General features: G+C 52.1%; 19 protein-coding genes and 1 tRNA gene. 14 read left to right on the top strand and 6 right to left on the bottom strand.

Annotated elements, in window-relative coordinates; all coding sequences use genetic code 11:
* Position 1: 1 nt before the first annotated feature.
* On the bottom strand, positions 2–1,900 hold the full coding sequence (locus GOB58_RS11025) for a hypothetical protein (protein WP_173560215.1): 1,899 nt from the start codon (positions 1,898–1,900) through the stop codon (positions 2–4).
* 158 nt (positions 1,901–2,058) lie between these two features.
* On the opposite strand from GOB58_RS11025, the gene GOB58_RS11020 reads away from it, so the two are divergent.
* The 11 genes from GOB58_RS11020 (at position 2,059) to GOB58_RS10970 (ending at position 10,664) form a co-directional block, all read left to right on the top strand.
* Entirely contained in the window at positions 2,059–2,460 is a 402-nt protein-coding gene (locus GOB58_RS11020; protein WP_173560228.1) for a VOC family protein, read from the top strand.
* Between the two features lie 83 nt (positions 2,461–2,543).
* On the top strand, positions 2,544–3,350 hold the full coding sequence (dapF, locus tag GOB58_RS11015; protein ID WP_086553967.1) for a diaminopimelate epimerase: 807 nt from the start codon (positions 2,544–2,546) through the stop codon (positions 3,348–3,350).
* Positions 3,347–4,597, top strand: coding sequence for a tRNA (N(6)-L-threonylcarbamoyladenosine(37)-C(2))-methylthiotransferase MtaB (gene mtaB, locus GOB58_RS11010; protein WP_173560214.1), 1,251 nt, complete (start codon positions 3,347–3,349; stop codon positions 4,595–4,597). The genes dapF and mtaB overlap by 4 nt, the downstream gene beginning before the upstream one ends.
* 1 nt (position 4,598) lies before the next feature.
* Entirely contained in the window at positions 4,599–5,537 is a 939-nt protein-coding gene (ftsY, locus tag GOB58_RS11005; protein WP_086553923.1) for a signal recognition particle-docking protein FtsY, read from the top strand.
* A 118-nt stretch (positions 5,538–5,655) separates the two neighbouring features.
* On the top strand, positions 5,656–5,958 hold the full coding sequence (locus GOB58_RS11000) for an AtpZ/AtpI family protein (RefSeq protein WP_086553924.1): 303 nt from the start codon (positions 5,656–5,658) through the stop codon (positions 5,956–5,958).
* Between the two features lie 59 nt (positions 5,959–6,017).
* Positions 6,018–6,767, top strand: coding sequence for a F0F1 ATP synthase subunit A (locus tag GOB58_RS10995; RefSeq protein ID WP_086553925.1), 750 nt, complete (start codon positions 6,018–6,020; stop codon positions 6,765–6,767).
* Positions 6,768–6,819: 52 nt separating this feature from the next.
* Positions 6,820–7,044 carry an ATP synthase subunit C family protein gene (locus GOB58_RS10990; protein ID WP_003624142.1) on the top strand — a complete coding sequence of 75 codons (225 nt, stop codon included), beginning with the start codon at positions 6,820–6,822 and terminating at the stop codon, positions 7,042–7,044.
* 37 nt (positions 7,045–7,081) lie between these two features.
* On the top strand, positions 7,082–7,672 hold the full coding sequence (locus GOB58_RS10985; RefSeq protein WP_086636181.1) for a F0F1 ATP synthase subunit B family protein: 591 nt from the start codon (positions 7,082–7,084) through the stop codon (positions 7,670–7,672).
* A 34-nt stretch (positions 7,673–7,706) separates the two neighbouring features.
* Complete coding sequence (gene atpF / locus GOB58_RS10980) at positions 7,707–8,201, top strand: F0F1 ATP synthase subunit B (protein WP_173560227.1); 495 nt, start codon at positions 7,707–7,709, stop codon at positions 8,199–8,201.
* Positions 8,202–8,214: 13 nt separating this feature from the next.
* Entirely contained in the window at positions 8,215–8,979 is a 765-nt protein-coding gene (locus GOB58_RS10975) for a glycosyltransferase (RefSeq protein WP_369822914.1), read from the top strand.
* A complete protein-coding gene (locus GOB58_RS10970; RefSeq protein WP_173560213.1) occupies positions 8,973–10,664 on the top strand; it encodes an ArnT family glycosyltransferase in 1,692 nt (563 codons plus the stop codon). Before GOB58_RS10975 ends, GOB58_RS10970 begins: the two co-directional genes overlap by 7 nt.
* Positions 10,665–10,707: 43 nt before the next feature.
* Here the strand turns inward: GOB58_RS10970 and GOB58_RS10965 are convergent.
* Positions 10,708–10,783: transfer RNA gene (locus GOB58_RS10965), tRNA-Thr, on the bottom strand.
* 166 nt (positions 10,784–10,949) lie between these two features.
* Between GOB58_RS10965 and GOB58_RS10960 the strand changes: the two genes are divergently transcribed.
* From GOB58_RS10960 to GOB58_RS10950, 3 genes are read left to right on the top strand one after another with little or no spacing between them, the layout of a single operon-like run.
* The gene (locus GOB58_RS10960; protein ID WP_233133287.1) at positions 10,950–12,431 is read left to right on the top strand and encodes a paraquat-inducible protein A; all 1,482 of its coding nucleotides are present in this window, start codon (positions 10,950–10,952) and stop codon (positions 12,429–12,431) included.
* A 44-nt stretch (positions 12,432–12,475) separates the two neighbouring features.
* A complete protein-coding gene (locus GOB58_RS10955; RefSeq protein ID WP_086553971.1) occupies positions 12,476–14,131 on the top strand; it encodes a PqiB family protein in 1,656 nt (551 codons plus the stop codon).
* A 3-nt stretch (positions 14,132–14,134) separates the two neighbouring features.
* Positions 14,135–14,794 (top strand): PqiC family protein, encoded by a 660-nt coding sequence (locus tag GOB58_RS10950; RefSeq protein ID WP_086636157.1) that lies wholly within the window; start codon positions 14,135–14,137, stop codon positions 14,792–14,794.
* 72 nt (positions 14,795–14,866) lie between these two features.
* On the opposite strand, the gene purF is transcribed toward GOB58_RS10950, so the two are convergent.
* The 4 genes from purF to metH all read right to left on the bottom strand — a co-directional run bounded on the left by purF (position 14,867) and on the right by metH (position 22,156).
* Complete coding sequence (gene purF, locus GOB58_RS10945) at positions 14,867–16,342, bottom strand: amidophosphoribosyltransferase (protein WP_086636158.1); 1,476 nt, start codon at positions 16,340–16,342, stop codon at positions 14,867–14,869.
* A 45-nt stretch (positions 16,343–16,387) separates the two neighbouring features.
* Positions 16,388–16,912, bottom strand: a complete 525-nt coding sequence (locus tag GOB58_RS10940) for a CvpA family protein (protein WP_173560212.1) — start codon at positions 16,910–16,912, stop codon at positions 16,388–16,390.
* Between the two features lie 2 nt (positions 16,913–16,914).
* Positions 16,915–18,567 carry a Na/Pi cotransporter family protein gene (locus GOB58_RS10935; protein WP_158092779.1) on the bottom strand — a complete coding sequence of 551 codons (1,653 nt, stop codon included), beginning with the start codon at positions 18,565–18,567 and terminating at the stop codon, positions 16,915–16,917.
* Between the two features lie 73 nt (positions 18,568–18,640).
* Positions 18,641–22,156, bottom strand: a complete 3,516-nt coding sequence (metH, locus tag GOB58_RS10930) for a methionine synthase (protein ID WP_407651757.1) — start codon at positions 22,154–22,156, stop codon at positions 18,641–18,643.
* Between the last annotated feature and the right edge of the window lie 7 nt (positions 22,157–22,163).

Below are 22,163 nucleotides of genomic sequence, written 5' to 3'. Positions count from 1 at the left end.
GTTACTGGAACGGAAGATAGCGAAAGTCCATAAATATCTGACTCAGACTCGTATCAGGCGCTCCTCCGACACCTTTCCAGGCCTGTCGGCGGGAGTAGGCAAGCTGAATGCCCGTTTCAACTGTTCCGTATTTCCCTTTCAGGAATCGATACCACGCGCCGATTGTTCCTTCCATAACGCTGCGGGTGTTGGCGGTGCAGCCCAGGGTTGAAAGTTCTGTTTCACACCCAAGGTTTGAGTAGGCAGGGTTGCCGTATCCATACGGGCTGCCATTGTAGTTAGAAAAACGTCTGCCGGCTGCCTGATACCCAAAATAACCGTAAACATCAATACGGGGATTAGGATGTGCGATAAGACCTGCGGTTGTCTGAGCAGAAAAAAGAGGGGCGGGGCTGCCATTTGCCCTGAGTGTCGCGTCTGGAAGCAGAACTGAGCCATAACGACCGATTCCCACACCTGCCAGTCCTGCCATGCGCATCTCAAGTGTATGAGGGATGAGAGGCAGAATCATTGAACCGCCGCCGCCGCCCGCAACAACCGTATTATTGTGCCCCTGCCCGAGGGATGAGACCCGGTTATGCGGAAATTTTACGATGCCTTCTGCCTCATAATGTCCCCATGACGGATCCCACGCTATCTTGGCGATGACATCAGGAGCAATTTCGTTAGAGAACGGGGCATCGTTTGTCAGACCTGTGCCGTTGCTGCTGATGGTCGCCACACTGCCGTTGGGGAGGGTAACCGTGCCGTTGTTATTCTGAAAGCCGGTTGTGTCATATAATGTTGCCGGATTTTCAAGAGAGAGGCCCAGCCAGAGACGATGTTGAAAAAAATCTTTTACGAAGCGTAGCTGAAGCTGTCTGGTCCATGTCTGGCCAGCCAGCATTGAGGATTCGATGGTCTCAGGCAGACTTTCCTGGCGGGGGGTAATACCAACGCGTCCGGGTGTCAGGAGGCTCCACGCCTGGCCTGCCAGAAAATGGAAGTTTGTTTTGCTGTTATCATACGCCAGGTAAAGCTGGCGCATACGAAAAGCGTAGCTGTTACTTTCATAGGCATCTGTTGTAGACGCGCCGGCACCAAAATCCATTTCATAAAAACCCGAAATGGTAGAGTGGGAGTTTACATTGCCTCGCGCCATCAGAGAGATACGGCTGTATCGCGCGCTGCCATCAAAATTGTTCGTGTGATAGCGTGGCTCGTTGGGGTAAGGCATATCCTGCCAGTAGTTAAACGTACCACTTGGAATGTGACGGTTTTCATATACGGCTGAGGCATCAAGAAAGCCACCGAGGATGATCGCAACCGGCCCCATGTGAAACACGCCATGGTCACCAAGGGCACCAGTAGCCTGAGCACCAACAGTTTCACGCGGGTGGGGGCCAACGGCGTTGTCTGCCAGATGGGCAATGACATCTTCATCGCGGTGACCAATCACGGCATCAACTTCAGGCCTGGCATTCGTATCGTCAAAGACGGGCTGCGCTTCTGAGGTGTCGCCATTACGCAGGTGACGTGGTGGCCTGGTGTTCATAGCCGTTGCCGTGCGCGGCTTACCGGAGGGCCCTTCATTACTGTCCGCCCATTCATATCTATTGGTAGCAGGTGTGGTTGAACGGGCGGTTATAGTATGATTTGTAGCGGTTTTATGACCTTTGGGAGATAAGGCCGCGCGCTGAGCTGCAATTTGTTTTTGCATGCTGATAAGCGTTTTCTGCAGCTCCATCTGCTGGGCCTGGATGCGTGCCATCTGCTTTTCAAGCGCATCGAGAGAAGCGCTGTTCCCTGCTGCAGCAAGTGCTGAGGTGCTGGTGATGAGAGAGGATATGCTAACTGTTGCCAGCAATGTGCTGGTGAGCAGGAAAGGGCTGGTGTGGTGCAGAAAACGAGAAAATATCATTGTTTGACACGAATAAACTTTATTAATAAAAATTTAAGAACTGTAAAGCATCTCAGGCGCTCTTGAGTAAAGAACAGATTGTCTCAAATATAATTTTATGTTCCGTGTGTGTAATTACAGGCACGGACATACCTGCCATGTTATGAAGGAGTAAGATGATGGCGCAGATGATTCATTCTATGATTCGAGTGCTTGATGAGGCCCGTTCTGTTGCTTTTTATGAGGAGGCTCTGGGTCTTAAAATTGCAGATAAAATTGTTTTTGATGATTTCACACTGATTTATTTATCAAATGGCGAGCAGACATTTGAGCTCGAGCTGACAGTGAATCATGGGCGGACCGAACCTTATGATTTGGGCAAAGGGTATGGTCATCTGGCCGTCTCAGTCGAAGATACAGAGGCAGAACATGCCCGTCTGACGCTGGCTGGTTTTGCGGTCACTCCGGTTAAAACTCTGGAAAATAAGGGCCGGGTCGTTGGTACTTTCTTTTTTCTCAAAGATCCTGACGGATATAGTATAGAGGTTCTTCAGCGTGGTGCGCCGGGGCGTTTTGTGTAGATCAGAGATTTCTGGCACAAGCAGGCTGAGTTTACCCATTTTTTGAAAAATTCTGACAGGCAATCTGGCTTATGAGACGCCCACTGTTGACTTCCTTTCGTAAGATGCATGGCCTGGGAAATGATTTTGTCATTTTTGATGAACGCGCAAATTCTCTGGCTCTGACACCGGTTCGTATCGCCGCTCTGGCTCATCGCAGGCGCGGTATAGGCTGCGACCAGCTGGTGACTTTGTCGCTCACCAGAGAGGCAGATGTGCTGGTGCGCTTCTTTAACCCTGACGGATCAGAGGCCGGAGCCTGCGGCAATGCTTCACGATGTGTAGCCAGTCTGCTCTGGCATGAGAATGGCAAGCGTCATTCAACGTTGCAGACTAAGGCTGGCCTGCTCTCTGCTTATGTTGGTGAGTATGGGGAAGTTACTGTTGATATGGGGCAGCCGCGTGAGCAGTGGCAGGATGTTCCCCTGGCTGCAGAGCATGATACATTGCACCTGCCGTTACCAGGTGACCCGGCGGCTGTATCAATGGGCAACCCGCATGCCACTTTTTTTGTGGAAGATTTCTCGTTGCTTGACCAGGGGCACAGCCTCGAGCACGACCCGCTCTTTCCTGAACGGGCTAATATTGGCTTTGCCAGAATGGAAAGCCGGACAAAAATGCGCCTTAAAGTGCATGAGCGTGGTACGGGGGTTACCGAAGCCTGCGGCTCTGGCGCCTGTGCGGCGGTTGTGAATGCTGTCAGGCGTGGTCTTGCAGAGCGTACCTGTCAGGTTGAGCTTGATGGCGGTGTGCTGCGTATTGAGTGGGGCAGCAATAACCATGTGCTTATGACAGGCCCGGCGACTGTGGCTTTTGAAGGAACAGTGGATCTCGCTGCGTATCCGTCATGACAAAACCTGAAATCCTGACTTTTGGATGTCGTCTCAATACGTGGGAGAGCGAGGTGATGCGTGAGCATGCTGCCCCGCTTGAGGACGTTATTATTGTTAATACCTGTGCAGTGACCGGTGAGGCCGAACGGCAGGCGCGGCAGGCTATCCGGCGTGCGCATCGTGATAAGCCCGGCGCGCGCATTGTCGTGACGGGATGTGCCGCACAGATTGACCCTGATCGCTGGGCTGCTTTGCCAGGTGTGGTCAGGGTGCTGGGCAACGAAGAGAAACTAAAAGCTGAGAGCTGGTCCGCCTCTGCCATGCAGGAGGCCCGCGCAGTTTCTGACATTATGGCAGCGAAAGAGACAGCCGCTCATCTTGTTACAGAATTTGCCGGTCGCACCAGGGCTTTTGTTCAGGTGCAGCAGGGGTGTGACCATCGCTGCACGTTCTGCATTATTCCGTTCGGGCGCGGGCCATCACGCTCAGCACCGGTCGGGGTAGTAGTTGAACAGGTTAGAGCGCTTGTTGATGCGGGATACCGTGAGATCGTGCTAACTGGTGTTGATATGACCTCATGGGGTGGTGACCTGCCAGGTAAGCCGCTGCTGGGGCAGTTGTGTCGGCGTGTGCTGGCCCTGGTCCCGCAGCTTGAGCGTTTGCGCCTGTCATCTGTTGACCCGGTCGAAATTGATGAGGATATCTGGCGTCTTCTGGCTGAAGAGCCGCGCTTTATGCCTTATCTTCATTTGTCACTCCAGGCTGGTTCTGACCTGATCCTGAAGCGGATGAAACGCCGTCACCTGGCTGAAGATGCAGCCCGTGTGATCGCGCGCGCGCGTAGCCTGCGTCCCGGGATTGGTATTGGCGCAGATGTTATTGCGGGTTTCCCGACCGAAGATGATGCCCTGTTTGAAGAAACGCGGGCTTTTCTGGCTGAGCAGAGCATCCCTTATCTGCATGTTTTCCCGTACAGCGAACGTCCTGGAACGCCTGCGGCCAGAATGAGGGCTGTAAATGTGCCTGAGCGTAAGGCACGGGCCGCATGTTTGCGCGACGTGGGGGCTGAGGCGGCAAAAGTCTATTTTGAGGGCTTTGTTGGGCAGAATGTGAGGGTGTTAATGGAAACCCCTCAGTCGGGTCATAGTGAGCAGTTTGCTCCTGTACGTCTGAAGGCTGAAGAAGCTGATGCCCAGGCGGGCGAGATTATAGATATGAGAGTAATTGAAGCCAGCGCGACAGGTTTGCTGGCAGAGAGGATTTGAGATGGCGCTAGGTTTTTTTTCACGCCTTAAACAGGGGCTTTCGCGCTCTACACAAAAGCTGGGCGACGGGCTGACATCTGTTTTTACAAAGCGCAAGCTTGATGACGCCGCTCTTGAAGAGCTGGAAGATATCCTGATTACGGCCGATCTGGGGCCGGCTGTCGCTGAGCGTGTGATTGAATCATTCCGCCACTCGCGCTTTGGCTCTGAGGTGACAGATGAAGAGATTCGCACTGCTTTAGCAGAAGAAATTGCGACTATTCTTGAGCCGGTTGCTAAGCCGTTTGAGCCTGATCCGTCTAACAAGCCGCATGTTGTGCTGGTTGTCGGGGTGAATGGCACCGGTAAAACGACAACAATCGGCAAAATGGCCCGTTTTTACAGCGATCAGGGCAAAAAAATTATGATGGTTGCCGGCGACACATTCCGTGCTGCTGCTGTCGAGCAGTTGCAGGTATGGGGGCAGCGTACCAATTGTCCGGTCATTGCCGGCCCGCCTAACTGTGATGCGGCAGGCCTTGCGTTTGAGGCACTCAAGCGCGGTAAGGCTGAGCAGGCTGACCTGCTGTTTGTTGATACGGCCGGGCGTCTTCACAACAAAAGCGCTCTGATGGAAGAACTAGCCAAAATTATCCGCGTTATGCGCAAATTCGATGAAAGTGCGCCCCATACAGTATTACTGGTTCTTGATGCGACAACCGGTCAGAATGCGATTGAGCAGGTCAGGGTCTTCCGTGAGCTGGTCAACGTGACAGGTCTGGTCGTAACAAAACTTGATGGTTCAGCACGTGGCGGCATTGTTGTTGCCCTTGCAGATACGTTCGGTTTGCCTGTGCATGCCGTAGGGGTGGGTGAGCAGGCTGAAGATCTGCGTCCCTTTGAAGCCCGTGATTATGCAAACGGGCTTGTGGGGCAGGTTGGTGCTGAGAATAAAGAGTGACCGGAAAGACGCTTTTTATAAAAAAAACCAGTTTTCCTGCTTTGGGTGTCAGAGCTTCCTTGACAGGGCATAGTAACCTCGTTAGCAAGCGCCTGCACCTGTTCCGGAGGTGCGAAGTATGAGTGAGGATAAAAACGATTCTTTTTTATCTCGTCTGAAGGCAGCTGAGCGTCGCTCCGGGCTGAAAACAGAGGATGATACGAAGGAAAGTGCAGACGATAAAGACGGGCAGTCTCTTGCAACTCTGGCGCTTCGTGCCGGAACAGAGATGATTTCAGCTCTGATTGTTGGTGTCTGTATCGGGTGGGGGCTTGATAAGTGGCTTCATACCCGTGCGATTTTTCTCATTATCTTTGCGCTGCTCGGAGGCGGAGCTGGTGTGCTCAATGTCTGGCGGCTGGTCAAGCCACCCCCGGTCTGAGTTAAACGACTCGATGCCAGAAAAGAGTTTCTGGTTTAGTTAGAGGTAGGAGAGCGGTTTTGGCAGGCGGTTCCAGTATCGACGTCCTTGGTCAGTTTGAACTTCATTCGGTTTTTGGTGGCCTTGGTGACGCACTGCACTTCAGTCAGTCGCCTGTCTACATGATGCTGGCCGTAGTGCTGGTTCTGGCTTTTCTTTATTTCGGTATGCGTCCCGCAGCCGTTGTGCCTGGTCGTTTTCAGGCCGCAGCAGAAGTGTGTTACGAATTTATTCGTAATATGGCGATTGATACAATCGGGCCTGAAGGTGCTTCCTTTTTCCCGTTTATTTTTACGCTTTTCTTCTTTATTCTGGCCGGTAACTATCTCGGTCTGCTGCCTTTCTCTTATACCTTCACAAGCCATATTGCGGTAACATTTGCCTTGGCTATGATGGTATTTGTCCTTACAGTCGTGGTCTCACTGAAAGTTCAGGGAATTCGCTTTTTTGCGCATTTCATGCCTGCTGGTGCCAGCCTGGCACTTGCGCCCCTGCTGATCCCTATCGAGATCCTTTCTTTTCTGTCACGCCCTGTAAGTCTTTCTATCCGACTGTTCGCTAACATGGTTGCCGGACACGTCATGTTTGAGATTTTCGCAAGCTTTGTCATTATGCTCGCCGGTTTTGGTGTGGTAGGTGACGTGTTTGCGATTGGGCCAATCGCTATTAACGTAGCGCTTGTGGCTCTTGAGTTGCTGGTTGGTGTGTTGCAGGCCTATGTGTTTGCCATTCTGACCTGCATCTACCTGCGGGAGGCCGTGGCTCACTGAGCTGCTTTGCCCGTTTCGTTTGAACTGTACTTTTAACAAGGAAGTGACTGATATGGACATCGCTGCAGCCCGGGAAATCGGTGCAGGTATCGCCGTAATCGCCCTTGCCGGCGTTGGTATCGGCCTCGGCAACATCTTTTCAACTCTGGTAAGCAGCATTGCTCGCAACCCGGCTTCTCGTCCGCACGTGTTCGGCCTGGGTATGCTCGGCTTTGCACTGACAGAAGCGATTGCGCTTTTTGCTCTGCTTATTGCGTTCCTGATTCTTTTCGTCTGATCAGAAGACGGAAAAAGGAGAGATTCCTGTGGGTGTCATGATAAAGACTGTTCGTGCCGGCATATTCTCTTTTGCTGCCGGCGTGTCCCTTCTCGTCGTGGCGGCACCCTGTGCTCACGCCGCAGGAATGCCTCAGCTTGACTTTAAAAACCCTCTGGTTACCGGTCAGGTAATCTGGGGGGCATTTATCTTCCTGGTGTTTTATCTGGTGCTCAGCCGGGTAATGCTGCCACGTGTTGGTCGCGTTCTTGAAGATCGTAGTGCCCGTATTTCGGGTGATCTTGAAGTCGCACGTGCTGCAAAGCATGATGCCGATAATGCGGTAGCCGAACTTCAGCATGCCCGTAAAACGGCTATGGCTGAGGCGAAGGCTAACCTGCAAAAAGCGCTTGACGATGAAAAGCGTAACACTGAAGCAAAAATTCAGGAAATTAAAGAGCGTCTTGCTGCTGAGATTGCTGAAGCAGAGAGCAAGGTTGCTGCTGAAAAGCAGCGTGCTTTTGCCGCACTGACAGATATTGCTGTTGAGACAACTCAGGAGCTGGTCAGTCGTGTCACTGGTGTTCGGCCTGCGCCGGCTCTGGTTGCCACAAAAGTTGAAAACGTAGTGGCTGAACGGGTAGCCTGATTACTCTTCGGGAGGAAGAACCGTCATGAATGGCATTTTTCACGAAGCAGGCTTTTGGGTAGCCGTATCCTTCGTTTTATTTTTCGTATTTTTTGGTCGCAAACTCTGGACCCCTATCGTGACTATTCTCGATAGCCGTGCAGAGCGTATCCGTCAGGACCTTGACGAAGCAGCCCGTCTGCGTCGTGAGGCTGAACAGATGCTTGAAGATGCGACCCGTGACCGTGAGCAGGCACTTGCTGAAGCCAAAACAATGGTTGAGCAGTCACTGCGTCATGCTGCTGAAGTAGCAGAACAGGCACGTAAAGACGCTGAAGCCGCAGTGAAACAGCATGAGCAGAGTGCTCGTGACCGTATCAGTGCTGTTGAGCGTGCAGCAACCCGTGAGGTGCGTCAGGCTGCTATTGATGTTGCGATAAAAGCCAGCCGTCAGGTTATTGCTGAATCGCTTAAAGAAGATGGAGCTTCAGCACTGGTTGATCGTGCTATTTCCGATCTGCCAGCAGCTCTGGCCCGACCAGCAGCGTAAGTAAACTGCGCTGTTGCCCGGTTTGAGCATCCACTCTTCTTCCCGGTCTGATACAGTACCGGTTCTGAGCTTTGTTATCGCTGTTCTTAACGAGAGCGATAACCTCTCTTTTGTTTGTCAGGAGCTGGCTGACGCCTGTCGCAGCCTGCCTGAAACAGAAATTATCTTTGTTGATGATGGCAGCCGCGATGACACAGTGGCTGTTCTTCAAAAGCTGCGTGATGAGCAATTGCCTACGCTGCGTATTCTCTGTCACGAACGTTGTTGCGGGAAATCGGCTGCTCTGCGTACAGGCATTACTGCTGCACGGGGGGAGTGGGTTGCCACGCTTGACGGTGATGGCCAGGATGATCCACACGAATTTATAGAAATGCTTCGTCTGGCACAGTTAGCCAGTGGCACACCCCCTTTAGTTGTGGGGGTGCGTCGTCGTCGTCGTGACGGTCTGTCGCGTGTGCTGGCAACACGTTTTGCTAACGGGCTGCGCCGCCGGCTGCTGAATGATGACTGCCCTGACACCGGTGCGCCTATGAAACTGTTTCAGCGCGATGTTTTTTTGCGTCTGCCACAGTTTGAGGGGCTTCACAGGTTTTTACCGGCTCTGCTCAATTCCTATGGTGTGCCGCTGCTGTGTCACTCTGTGGGGCATCGTCCCAGGTTGCATGGTCAGTCCAAATATACAAACCTTAACAGGGCGATTGTTGGCGTGCGTGACCTGCTTGGGGTTATGTGGCTGCGCAACCGCACCAGACTGCCAAAATCGGTTCGGGAATGTTGAGACATTTCCAGGGTAAGTCCCGGCTGTCTATCTGGTCTCTTGTTTTTATTGGTATTTTTGCATTCCTGGTATTTTTGCCCGGGCGTGCCTCGACGCCTCCGTTTGATCGTGATGAACCACGATATATGGAGGCCACAGCGCAGATGCTCGAAAGTGGCAACTTTGTTGATGTGCGCTTTCAGGATAAGCCGCGATATCTTCAGCCGGCTGGTATTTACTGGCTCGAGGCGGCTTCAGTTGCTCTGAGTGGTACACTGCACGACCGTGCTGTGTGGGCGTATCGTGTCCCCTCTCTGCTTGCCATGTCTGCATCAGTGGCGATAACAGCCTGGATGGCTTCGGTGCTTTTTGGCGCTTCAGCTGGTTTTTTTGCAGCTGCTATGCTCATGGCTTCGGTGCTCGTTACGGCTGAAAGTCGTATGGGGACCATAGATTCCACGCTCTTATTTTCTGTTATGCTGGCGCAGGTTGCCCTTGTACGGGTTTTGCTTGATCGCGAGGCCAGGCGTGTTACACCCATTAAAACTGCTCTGTTATTCTGGGGGGCGGCAGGTCTTGGGCTGATGCTCAAAGGTCCTGTCATTCTCATTCCTACACTTGGTACGGTTGCAGCTTTTTGTCTGACAGAGCGTAAGGCTGATATCTGGCGTAGATTGCGACCCGGCTGGGGCTGGATAGTTTCACTGGTTATTGTTTTGCCATGGTGTGTTGCTATTGGCGTAGTGAGCCACGGTGCATTTTTTAGTAATGCAGTTGGTACGAATTTCCTGGGTAAGGTTGCTTCAGGGCAGCAGGCTCATGGTTTACCTCCAGGTTATCATCTTCTTGTGTTTTTGCTGGCGTTCTGGCCAGGGTCGTTTTTTGTGGTCGCAGCGTTACCTGTGGTGTGGCGTAACCGTTTAACCCCGGCAGTCCGCTATCTTTTATGCTGGATCATTCCCCACTGGCTTGTGTTTGAAGCTATTGCAACCAAACTCCCCCATTATGTTTTGCCGACCTATCCGGCACTTGCTGTTCTCACGGCCGGAGCTCTGGCACAGGGTGACCCGGTCTGGAGAAACTGGCCAAAAGCACTCTGGGCTCGTGTTGCTCTTTGTGTGTATGGCGGATTATGGACGATAACAGGGCTTGCTTTGTCGGTCGCCGGTCCGGTTCTTCTGTGGCGTCTGGAGGGGCAGCTCTCGCTGCCAGCATTCATTCTGGCAGGAGGGTGTGGTCCTCTGGTTATTATTTCAGCAGTTATGCTGGTACGCTCTGAGCTTATTAAGGCTTTTGTGACCAGTGCGACCTGCGCACTGCTGCTTTATGCCGGTTTGTTTACGGTTGTTGTGCCAAAGTTGCACAGTATATGGCTGGCACCCCGCCTCGCAGCTCTTGCTGAAACGTACCGTCCTTGCGGTGATAAAACACAGGTGATTTCAGTTTCTTTTTCTGAGCCCAGTCTTGTATTTTTGCTGGGAGGGAAGGTGAAGCTGCTTGGTGCACAGGCCGCAGCACGCCTGATGCATAATGATAAAGCCTGTACGGTTGCGCTTGTTGCGCAGAGAGATCGTGAGGCTTTTGTAACAGCTCTTGGTGATGATAAGGCGGACCTGCTGTCACGCGGGATGGTAACAGGGTTGAATTATTCGAATGGCCACCATCTTGCGATTAGTCTGTATTTTCTGGCACAACAGAGCAACTGAGCGCTAAACTCTGGTTATTAGTAATTTTATCAGGGAGTGAAAATGGTGCCCGCTGGCGGATTCGAACCACCGGCCCCATCATTACGAATGACGTGCTCTACCAACTGAGCTAAGCGGGCATAACTTATTTTCGACCGCTGACTATCATGCTCATATAGGAAACGCAACCAGGAATGAGCACGACTGCAGAAAAAACTCTGTACAAAAAGGGCCAGGTTAAAAGATGAAGCGTTATTCATTTATTCTGTTACGTCAGAATTTTTTTTGCGTTAAAGTCTCGTAATCATGAAAATGTCTCTTTTTCAGACTTTGCAGCGGGATGTGGCTGCGTACCAGCAGGCCGGACCGGTTGATACGTCGCGCCGGGTTTACGTAGTGCAGGACGTGATGGAGTGTCCCTGCTGCGGCCTGCATCAGAAGCTGCCAGAGCTTAAAGAAGGGACACAGGCCCGTTGTTCGCGCTGCAACCAGTTACTTGATCGCCGTAACAGGACTGCTCCGATCGCGACACCTCTGGCTTTTTGCATTAGTTCTGCTGCTCTTTATATTGCGATGTTATTTTCTACGCTTATGACGCTTGACCTGTATGGCCGTCAGAGAACTGTAGATATGGTTACAGGCCCTATAGAGCTTTTACATGAAGGCTGGGGCGAGGCCGGTATTCTGGTCGGTCTGGTAACGGTGCTGGCTCCTGGCGTGGTGATTGCCCTGATGGGGCTCATTCTGACAACAGCCCTGCGCCCTCAGCTGCCATCATGGGTGCCATACCTCCTGAAATGGTATGAAATCTTACGCCCATGGTCGATGGTTGAGGTTTATATTCTTGGTGTATTTGTTGCTTACACTAAGCTTGTTGATCTGGCCTTTGTTGAAGTGGGTCCGGCGCTTTACCTGGTTGCTGCTCTGATGGTGTCTATGGCAGCCACAGATGCAACGCTTGATATGGAAATGATATGGCGTAAGCGTAAAATTGACTCTTTTATGCATATGATGAACGGGAGCCGCGTTCCTGTTGAAACGATTACTGCTGACCAGTGTTCAGTCGAGACGCATCCTTTTTCCCGCAGAGTTTCCTGTCTGAGTTGTGGTCTGGTCCTTGCTTTTGATCACGATGTACATCCGAGCAATCCTGAAGGGCATTGCCCGCGATGTTCGCATGTGGTCAGGCAAAGAAAGGCCAACAGTCTGCATCGCACAACAGCATTGCTGATTTCAGCGATTGTTTTTTATTTGCCAGCAAATATTTATCCGGTCATGACAGTGATCAGTCTGGGTAATGGTTCGGGTCATACAATCATTCAGGGCGCAATAGAGCTCTGGCAGAGTGATATGATACCCCTTTCCATCCTGGTGTTATTTGCCAGCGTTACTGTGCCGGTGCTTAAAGTGGTTGGGCTTTCCGTTATGGTTGTGACAATATATCGTCATTCAGCCAAAGGGCTGGTTCTGAGGTCAAAGCTCTTCAGAGTTATCGATGTTGTTGGCCGCTGGTCTATGATTGATGTTTTTATGGTCTCTATCCTCGTTGCTGTTGTCAGGTTTAGTCACCTTGCCAGCATCTCGGCGGATGGTGGCATGGTGTGTTTTGCCGCAGTTGTTGTGCTGACAATTTTTGCGGCCCATACTTTTGATCCGCGCCTGATGTGGGATGCTGCTCAAAAAAACAAAGGTGACCGGAGTTCGCGTGTACTTCAGCCTTCTCAGAAGGCGCTTATGGTTCGCGATGAGAAATTTTATTCAGCTAATATGGAGCCCGACGAGGCGTGAATAAGCAGAATACACATAACAACTCACCGGATCAGGATGATGCTATGCCTGATTCTGCCCTGCGTCGTATCCGGTTTTCAATTATCTGGATCATTCCTGTTCTCTCTATTTTCATTGCAGGTTTTCTGGTCTGGCGTAGTTTTGCCAATAACGGGCCCGAAGTGACGGTGATTTTTGACACTGCTGATGGTCTGACCAGTGGTCAGACGCAGGTTAAAAATAAGTCAGTTGTGCTCGGTACTGTCGAGAAAATTATGCTTGTCGATGATATGAGCCATGTTGAGGTTCGTATTCGTATGAATGCAGGCACAAGCTATATGCTGACAAACCGCGCCAGGTTCTGGGTGGTTCGTCCGCGTATTAACGGGGCCAGTATTACAGGTCTTGAGACCCTTTTATCAGGTGCCTATATCGCGTTCGACCCGGGGCTGGTAACGCCAGGTGAGAAAGATCTATGGCATGTTACTCATTTTCGCGGCCTCGAATCACCGCCAGGTATAACCTCTGACCAGCCAGGTCAGACATATTATCTGCTTGCCTCTTCAATCGGGTCTATTGGTACGGGAGCACCGGTTTTCTTCCGTGATATGGTTGTTGGTGAGGTGCTGGGTTACACCATGCCTCCTGGCGGGATTGGGCCAGTACTTATTGAGCTGTTTATTCGTCAGCCTTATGACAGATATCTGCACACAGACACGCGTTTCTGGAACGTGTCGGGTGTCACTGTTGGTTTTGGTGCTGGTGGTCTCAAGGTGCAGTTGCAGTCGTTGCAGGCGTTGTTCTCAGGGGGGGTCGCTTTTGGCCTGCCGCTTAAATATGACACCGTGACGCAGTACGACGCGCCTGAGAATACGTTGTTTAAGCTGTATGAGAGCAGGGAAGATGCTGAAACAGCCGGTTATCATGAGCGTGTGCCGCTTGTGACTTACCTGACATCTTCAGTGCAGGGTCTGACTGTTGGCAGCAAAGTGAGCATGTTCGGCCTGCAGATAGGTAATGTGACCAGCGTGAAATTTGAGATGAATGCGAAGACTGATCAGCCTCGCGTTCGTGTTGGTATGCAGATTCAGCCGGAGCGTGTTCTTGACGCTAATAAGCTTAAGCATGGTGCATTAACAGATATTTTCAGAACTCTGGTTCAGCACGGGCTGCGTGCTTCTGTTGACAGTGTGAGTTTTCTTACTGGCGAAAGTATGATCTCGCTCAATTTCGTTAAAAATGCTCAGCCTGCTCAGGTGGAGATGGACGGCACGACCCTCGTTATTCCTGGCCAGCCTGGTGGTATGAATGGCATTATGGAATCTCTCTCCACAGTGGCAGCACGTCTTGCTGGTGTACCGTTTGAGCAGCTTGGTGTGAACGCAAGCAATCTTCTGGCTCATGCTGATCAGACACTGGTCAGCCCGGATGTGCGTCAAAGCCTGACCAGTCTGAGAGCGTCATTACAGAATCTGCAGGTCATGAGCACCGAACTGCGTAAAGGTACTGCACCACTGATGCAAAGCCTGCCTGCCATGACGAAGCAGCTTGAGCAGACAATCGCGAATGCCAACAAGCTTATGGGCAGTTATGGTAAGAACACAGACTTCTATCGTAATATGCAAACCATGATTCTTCAGTTGAGTCAGACCGCCCGTTCTATGCGTTTCCTGGCTGATTTTCTGACAAATCATCCTTCTGCGCTGATATCAGGACGTTAAGCCATGAAAATGCTTTTTGCTCTTCGGTCTGCCCGTTCTTTTTCTGGGCGCCGTTCTTTTTTATCTGGTTTTGCAGCGCTGAGTGTTATGGCAACATCACTTACAGCCTGCTCTTCAGGTGCCAATCCGGCATTTTATACGCTTGCCGTTACACCCGGGCAGCCCTTATCAGGTGGTCCGCGTTATGTCGAAGTGCGGCTTCCTACCATTGCCTCTGGCCTGGATCGGGATCGTATTGTAACGGCTGATTCAGGTTATCGACTGACACTTTCTCAGAATGATGCCTGGAGTGACTCTCTCTCTGCTCAGATAAGTCATGCTCTGGCAGGTGATATTGCACAGCGTTTGCCCGGCTCGGCTGTTTTTGCTGAGAATGATGCTGTTTCAACGCAGCCGGATGCTTATGTCGAGCTTTCGGTCACTCACTTCAGTCGGGGGCCGTCAGGTCGTACGCAGCTTGAAGCGATTTTGTCAGTGCGTGCAATTGATACAAATCAGCCTTTTTATATGCAGCGTCTGACTCTTGAGGGGAAGGCTCCGTCTTCTTCAGCTGCTTTGATTCAGGATATGAGTCTGCTGCTGGGGCAGTTATCTGATACAGCGGCAACTCAGCTGAGAATGTTGCAGGCAGATCAGGCCTCCCGGCAGGTTACGTCTCAGTAAATAAAAAGCTTTAGGCTGGTTATAAAAAAAGGAGCTTCCTTACGGAAGCTCCTTTTTTTGTCTGGCTTTGCCTCAGGCAGTGCCTGTACCAAATTCTTTATCATGGTCAATGAGCGGAATAGGGTAGTCACCGGTAAAGCACGCATCGCAATAACGATCGCGGCAGGATTCACGGCTTTCATAGCCCATAGCACGGTAGAGGCCGTCCTGAGAGATAAAGGCAAGGCTGTCAACGCCAATCAGTTCAGCCATTTTCTTCAGGTCGTGCTGTGCGGCGAGCAGCTGGCTGCGCTCAGGGGTATCGATACCATAAAAGCAGGAGTGCTGAGTTGGCGGAGAGGAAATGCGCATGTGCACTTCTTTCGCGCCGGCAGCCCGTACCATGTCGACGATTTTACGTGAGGTTGTGCCGCGTACAATTGAATCATCGACCAGAATAACGCGCTTACCATTCAGAGCAGGGCGGTTTGTCGAATGCTTCATTTTAACGCCCAGGTTTCTGATCTGGTCAGTGGGTTCAATGAAGGTACGGCCAACATAGTGATTGCGGATAATACCCAGCTCGAAAGGAATGCCGCTGGCTTCAGCATACCCCATGGCAGAAGGCACACCTGAATCCGGTACAGGCACAACGATATCTGCCTCAACGCCACTTTCGCGGGCAAGTTCCTGACCGATCTGCTTTCTGACCGCATAAACCGGCAACCCCTCAAGGACAGAATCGGGACGTGCAAAGTAGATATATTCAAAGATACAAAAATGGGGTTTGGTCTGACCAAACGGGCGCAGAGAGCGCACGCCATCATTATCAATAATGACAAGCTCGCCTGGTTCGATATCTCTGACGAACTCTGCGCCGATAATATCAAGACCACAGGTTTCAGATGCCAGAACCCAGCTGTCGCCATCACCATCTGTACCGCTCAGGCGCCCCAGAACCAGCGGGCGAACGCCCATAGGGTCGCGGGCACCGATCAGGGCATCACCTGACAGAACAACCAGTGAGTAAGCACCGGTAACACGTTTTAGAGCGTCAATCAGGCGGTCTTCAACAGTTGCATAGAGAGAGGTCGCGATCAGATGAACAAAGACCTCTGTATCCATGGTGGACTGAAAGAGGCATCCGCGCAGGATCAGTTCTTTACGCAGTGTTTCTGAGTTTGTCAGGTTGCCATTGTGGGCAACAGCCAGGCCACCAAAGGCGAACTCAGCAAATAAGGGCTGCACATTGCGTAGCAGTGTTGCGCCTGTTGTGGCGTAGCGGTTGTGCCCGATGGCACGGTTGCCTTTAAGTGTTGCCATAACGCGCGGGTCACTGAAAACGTCGCTGACGAGTCCCAGTCCGCGGTGGGAGTAGAATTCAGAGTTGTCATCGCATGAGACGATACCAGCTGCTTCCTGGCCACGGTGCTGGAGAGCATGCAGGCCAAGAGTAGTCAGAGCGGCAGCATTTCTGGCGTTCCAGATGCCAAAAACAGCACATTCTTCGTGCAGATGATCATCATCATGTGCTGATGGTACGGGGGGTAAGGAACCGGGGGCATTCATGAGTAAGAAGGGTCTCCGCAGAAAGCCGAAAAAGTGCCAAATGAGCTATAAGGTGGCGTCATGACCTGCTGTGCGATCTGGCGCAACCCCTTTTGTCGTAAAATCAGGCATAAAAGGCTGAATGTAAGCGACTCCCATCCGGATATAGGGTGTAAATTTCCCTTTATTTTCAATATCATGGATATCTTCCGGGGGTAAAAGCCACTGTGCAGACACAAAAAGCAATAAAACCAGAAGGACCCCGCGCGCAAGTCCAAAAAGGGCACCCAGTGTGTGGTCGAGCCCCTGAAGGGCTGATTGATGAATCACCCGCACGATCAGGGAAGAGGCGAATGAAGCCACGACAAGCAGCACGAGCATCAGTGAAATAAAGGCGGTAATATCTGCCACAGTATGGTCGTGGATGAAGGAGCGGGTCCAGGGAATCAGGTTAGTATAGTAACGGCAGGCCAGTAGCAGAGCGATAACCCACCCCCCTATGCCAAGTGCCTGCCTGGCAAAGCCCCGTATAAGGCCATGCAGCACAGATAAAGTAACGAGGACAAGCGCGATAATATCGATCGCAGCCACGTTCAGTCTTCTCCTGTAGGGAGTGAGTAAGACGCTGCGGCAACAATATGCGTATTGACACGGCGAAGGTCACGTAAAAGGGTGAGCTGATAGGTCACCACTTCCTCCCGCAGGTTATATTCAGCTGATGAATTGCTGTCTCCGGGTTGTTTGCGCAGGCGCTCAAAATAGGCAGCAGTTGCTGTTGATTCAAGTGTTCGGAAAAAATCCTTCTGGCCTGCCAGTGGGTTGGTCTCCGAAGTGTTTTGTCGTAGCAGAACAGTCGCGCAGATATTCAGGTTGCGTGCGAGCTGATCCATCATTTTCTGCACGGGCACCTGAAGTGACGGAGGCAAAGAAATACGCTGGCGCGCCATTTTTTGTACCATAGGCACAAGGCTGCGTTCTACAATGTCTTCAGCATGCAGGAGCTGATTACAGAATGCCAGAATTTCCTCAGCGGCCTCCATTTCCGGTTCACTGGCAGTTTCGGGGTCGAGCCCGGCCAGATAAGAACGGATAGACGCGCCCAGATCTTCAATGGCGTTACCTAAAGGGCGGGCTGACGCTGCACGGGACGGGTCAGTCGTGTTCATACCTTCGCCCATAGTCGCGAGCATGGTTACAAGAAGGTCACACAGCCGCATGGCTTCGCGGGCGGCACTGCCAATGGCCAGCTGAGGCGCCTTATCAAGGAGGAGTGTATCCAGATAGCGTGGAGTGCCTGGAGATTGTTTTTTGTCATCCGGAATGTCCGGGATGAGTTTTTCCATTAATCTGGTATATATTTTCAGGGCGGGTAGCATAATAACCGCGAGGCCAACATTAAACAGAGTATGGAAGTTGGCTACCTGGCGGGCGGCATCAGGCTCGAGGCGTGTAATCAGGGTGCTGATCCATGGCAGAACCGGCAGCAGCATACATGCCCCGACGATACGCACCAGCAGGTTACCCATAGAAATACGGCGGGCAATAGGGCTGGTACGGTTCCCTTCCATTACGGGGTTAATGGAGGTACCGATATTGGCACCCAGAATAAGGGCCAGAGCTGTTTCCGGGGTGATGGTGTTGCTGGTTGCAAAGGTTGAAACCAGCATAACCGTGGCAACAGAAGAATGGCTGAGCCAGGTAATGACAGCTCCCAGCAGAATAGCGGCAATATCATGTGAGCCCATAGAGGCCAGAACCGCCGTAAACTCTGCTTTATGAGTATATGGTCCAAGCAGAACCAGAAACTGTCGCAGTGAGATCAGGATCAGTCCCAGGCCAATAAAAGCACGGCCTGAATCGCGCCATGCGCCCTGACTGCGGCGAAACAGCATGACTCCGGTTAATACAAATGCCGGCGCGATGGAGGAGACATCAAACGAAAGGAGCTGAACAATGAGTGTGGTGCCAACATTGGCACCCAGCATAACAGCCAGAGCCGGTGCCAGCTCAAGCTGGCCACGTCCTGCCAGGCCTGTAATCATCAGCCCTGTTGCGGTTGAAGACTGAAGGATAGCTGTTATGCCAAGACCTGTCAGAAATGCCTGAAAGCGATTGCCCAGCATACGGGCCAGCAGGCTGTTAAGGCGTGCACCGCAGGCTCGCTGTACGCCGGTCTGCACCATATGTACGCCCCATAACAGCAGCGCGATACTTCCGGCCAGATTAATAAGCGTTAGCAGAGCCACGTTATGGGCGTTCCTTTTTCTTATAAAAACCGTCAGCCCGGGTTTTTATAAGAAAAAATCCAGGCTGATAGTCTCAGATAGTGAAGTATCTCGCATGTTTGTTCATAATAACAAGCGCAGATGTTGATTGTTCCGGGTGAAGCTGATCACCGTCTGTCAGAGATACCCCAATATCAGGTGCATTCAGCAGCTTGAGAATAGGGTGCTGATCTTCCAGGCGCGGGCAGGCCGGGTAGCCGAAAGAATAGCGTGACCCACGATAGCCCTGCTGAAGCAGTTTTTCCATATTACGGTCGTCTTCAATGGCAAAGCCAAGTTCTGAACGAATGCGCTTGTGGGTATATTCCGCCATAGCTTCAGCAATTTCAACTGAGAGACCGTGCAGGTAGAGATAATCCTGGTAGCGGTTCTCTTCAAACCAGTCGCGGGCAATGTCAGAGGCTTTCTGCCCCACGGTAACAACCTGCAGGGCGACAACGTCACGCTGTGCGTCAGAAATATCACGCACAAAGTCAGCAATACATTCACCATCTTCACGTGGCTGACGAGGCAGAGTAAAGCGTGCGGCTTCCGTTATGCCATCTTCATCAAATAAAACGAGGTCATTACCATCGCCTGCGGCTTTCCAGTAGCCGTATGACGCCTGCGGTGTGAGTATATTATCTGCCGCGGCGATGTCGAGCATCCGTCTGAGCACAGGTCGAAGCTCCTGTTTCGCCCATACCATAAACTCATCGAGCGAACGGCCCTGCTTTCTGAACCCCCACTGGAACTGGTAGAGTGAGCGCTCATTGAGGAAAGGAATAACCGCCTCTGTCGGAACAGAGAGGATTTTATTACCCCAGAAGGGCGGGGTCAGTACAGCCTCATCCTGTGTCAGCCTGGTGCGTCTGGCGCGGGCGGCTTCGCGGTCGACCGGACCATAACCGCGTGTAATGCTGTCTTCAGGTGTACGGGCAGCCTGACGTTTTGCTTTGCCCTCACGACGCTTGCTGATAGCGGAGAGATAGTCATCAAAGCGGTTTTGCGTAATCTGGTCCATTAACGTGAGGCCATCAAACGCATCACGGGCATAAGCGACCCGCCCTGAAGGGTTGTAGGAGGCTACGCAGTCTTCTTCAACATAGTTGCGGGTCAGTGCCGCCCCTCCAAGAAGAACGGGAACGTCGAGCCCGCCACGGGTGATTTCTTCGAGGTTTTCACGCATAATCACTGTTGATTTAACCAGCAGACCTGACATGCCAATGGCATCGGCTTTTTCGCGTTTTGCAGCCTCGATCATGTCAGCTACGGGCACTTTAATACCCAGGTTCACTACGCGGTAGCCGTTATTGGTCAGAATGATATCAACCAGGTTTTTGCCAATATCGTGTACATCACCCTTAACCGTTGCCAGGACGATTGTGCCGCGCTGCTGGCCTTCAGCCCGATCCATATGAGGTTCAAGCCAGGCAACAGCAGCCTTCATAGTTTCGGCAGACTGAAGCACAAAAGGCAGCTGCATTTTGCCTGCGCCAAACAGCTCACCAACCACTTTCATACCGTCAAGCAGTACTGTGTTGATGATGTCGAGTGGTGACATTTCTGTCATGGCTTCTTCAAGGTCTGCTTCCAGGCCTTTTCGGTCACCGTCAACAATGCGGTCTTTGAGTCGCTCCTGCGCGGTGTCTGCTTTTTTACGCTTGACGGCTTCAGATGCCTTCCGGTCCGCAAACATGGCAAGCAGAGTTTGCAGCGGGTCATAATCTGCTGTGCGGCGGTCAAAGATCAGATCTTCTGCAACTTTGACTTCTTCTGGCGCTATCATGTGCAGCGGGCGGATTTTTGAGACATGCACAATGGCAGCCGTCATACCGGCCTTGACTGCATGGTCGAGATAAACAGAGTTGAGTACGGCACGTGCTGCCGGATTCAGACCGAAGGAAATATTGGAGAGACCAAGAACAATCTGCACATCCGGGAAGTTGTCACGGATCAGTTTAATGCCTTCAAGTGTCCACACCCCAAGCTTACGGTCATCTTCAGCACCGGTGGCGATGGTGAAGGTCAGCGGGTCGATCATCAGGTCAGACTGCGGCAGTCCGTACTGATCGCAGGCAAATTCGATCAGGCGCTTTGCGATACGCAGTTTGTCTTCTGGTTTGCGGGCCATCCCTTCTTCATCAATGGTCAGAGCAACGACTGCGGCACCGAATTTACGGGCGAGGGCCATGCGGTCTGCTGCCGGGCCGTCTCCGTCTTCAAAATTGATGGAGTTGATGATGGGTTTGCCACCATGCAGCTTCAGGGCGGCTTCGATCACGGGTGTTTCGGTTGAGTCAATGACCAGAGGGGCGTTAACTGATGAGGTGAAGCGCCTGATCACTTCATTCATTTCTGCTGTTTCATTACGCCCGACAAAAGCGGTACAGATGTCGAGGGCGTTTGAGCCTTCTTTGGTCTGCTCGCGACCAAGCGAGACGCAGCCGTCCCAGTCGTGAGATTCCTGAAGTTCACGCCATTTTTTAGACCCGTTGGCATTGCAGCGCTCGCCAATAGAGAAATAGGCGTTTTCCTGTCTCAGTGGTACCTGGTTATACAGACTGGCGACTGAAGGAACCCACACAGATGTGCGTCTGGCAGGGGCCGGGCGGTGGTGGCCAGTGCCCTCTGCGCGGCGGCGCAGCATGGCGTCAAGAGCCGCGATATGAGGTGTCGATGTGCCACAGCAGCCGCCAATAAGGTTGAGGCCGTCTTCGTTAATAAAGCGTTCTACCCATGCGGCCATCTCCTCGGGGGAGAGAGGGTAATGTGTCTGACCATCAATCAGTTCAGGCAGGCCTGCATTAGGCTGTACAGAGATCAGGCGTGGCCAGTTTTCGGAAAGCCAGTGCACGTGCTCTGCCATTTCCTGCGGGCCTGTGGCGCAGTTAAGGCCCATCAGGTCAACGTCCAGGCTGTGAATAACCGTGGCTGCGGCGGCGATGTCAGGGCCAACCAGCAGAGTACCTGTTGCCTCAACGGTTACCTGCACAAAGATAGGCAGATGTACGCCCATTTCTGCACGGGCAGCTTTCATGGCGTTGACAGCCGCTTTGATCTGAAGGGTGTCCTGGCAGGTTTCTATCAGAAACGCATCGACACCGCCTTCAATCAGGCCGCGTCCCTGCTCAGTCAGTGCGGCTTCAAGAGTGTCGTAATCAACGTTACCCAGAGAGGGAAGTTTTGTGCCAGGGCCTACAGCGCCCAGAACATAGCGGTGGCGGCCATCAGAGAAGCTTTCAGCGGCCTCACGTGCCAGAATGGCAGAATTACGATTGATCTCGCGGGCTTTGTCTGTCAGTCCGAACTCGCTTAATGTTATCGGAGAGCCGCCAAATGTATTGGTCTCGACCATATCAGCACCGGCTTCGTAATAACCGCGATGGATTTCACGAATCAGTTCAGGGCGTGACAGAGTAAGAATTTCAGTACAGTTTTCCTGTCCCCAGTAATCGCGTGTCAGGTCCAGATCGAGCATCTGAATACGCGAGCCCATTCCACCATCGCAGAGCAGGACGTGTTCACGCAGGGCATCAGAGAGAGAGAGACGAGAGGGCATGGCATCCATGGAGCGA

Source organism: Acetobacter thailandicus (assembly GCF_011516655.1).
Taxonomy (GTDB): domain Bacteria; phylum Pseudomonadota; class Alphaproteobacteria; order Acetobacterales; family Acetobacteraceae; genus Acetobacter; species Acetobacter thailandicus.
Note: the sequence above shows the minus strand (reverse complement) of the source record. Positions and strands in the feature narration are given on the sequence as shown.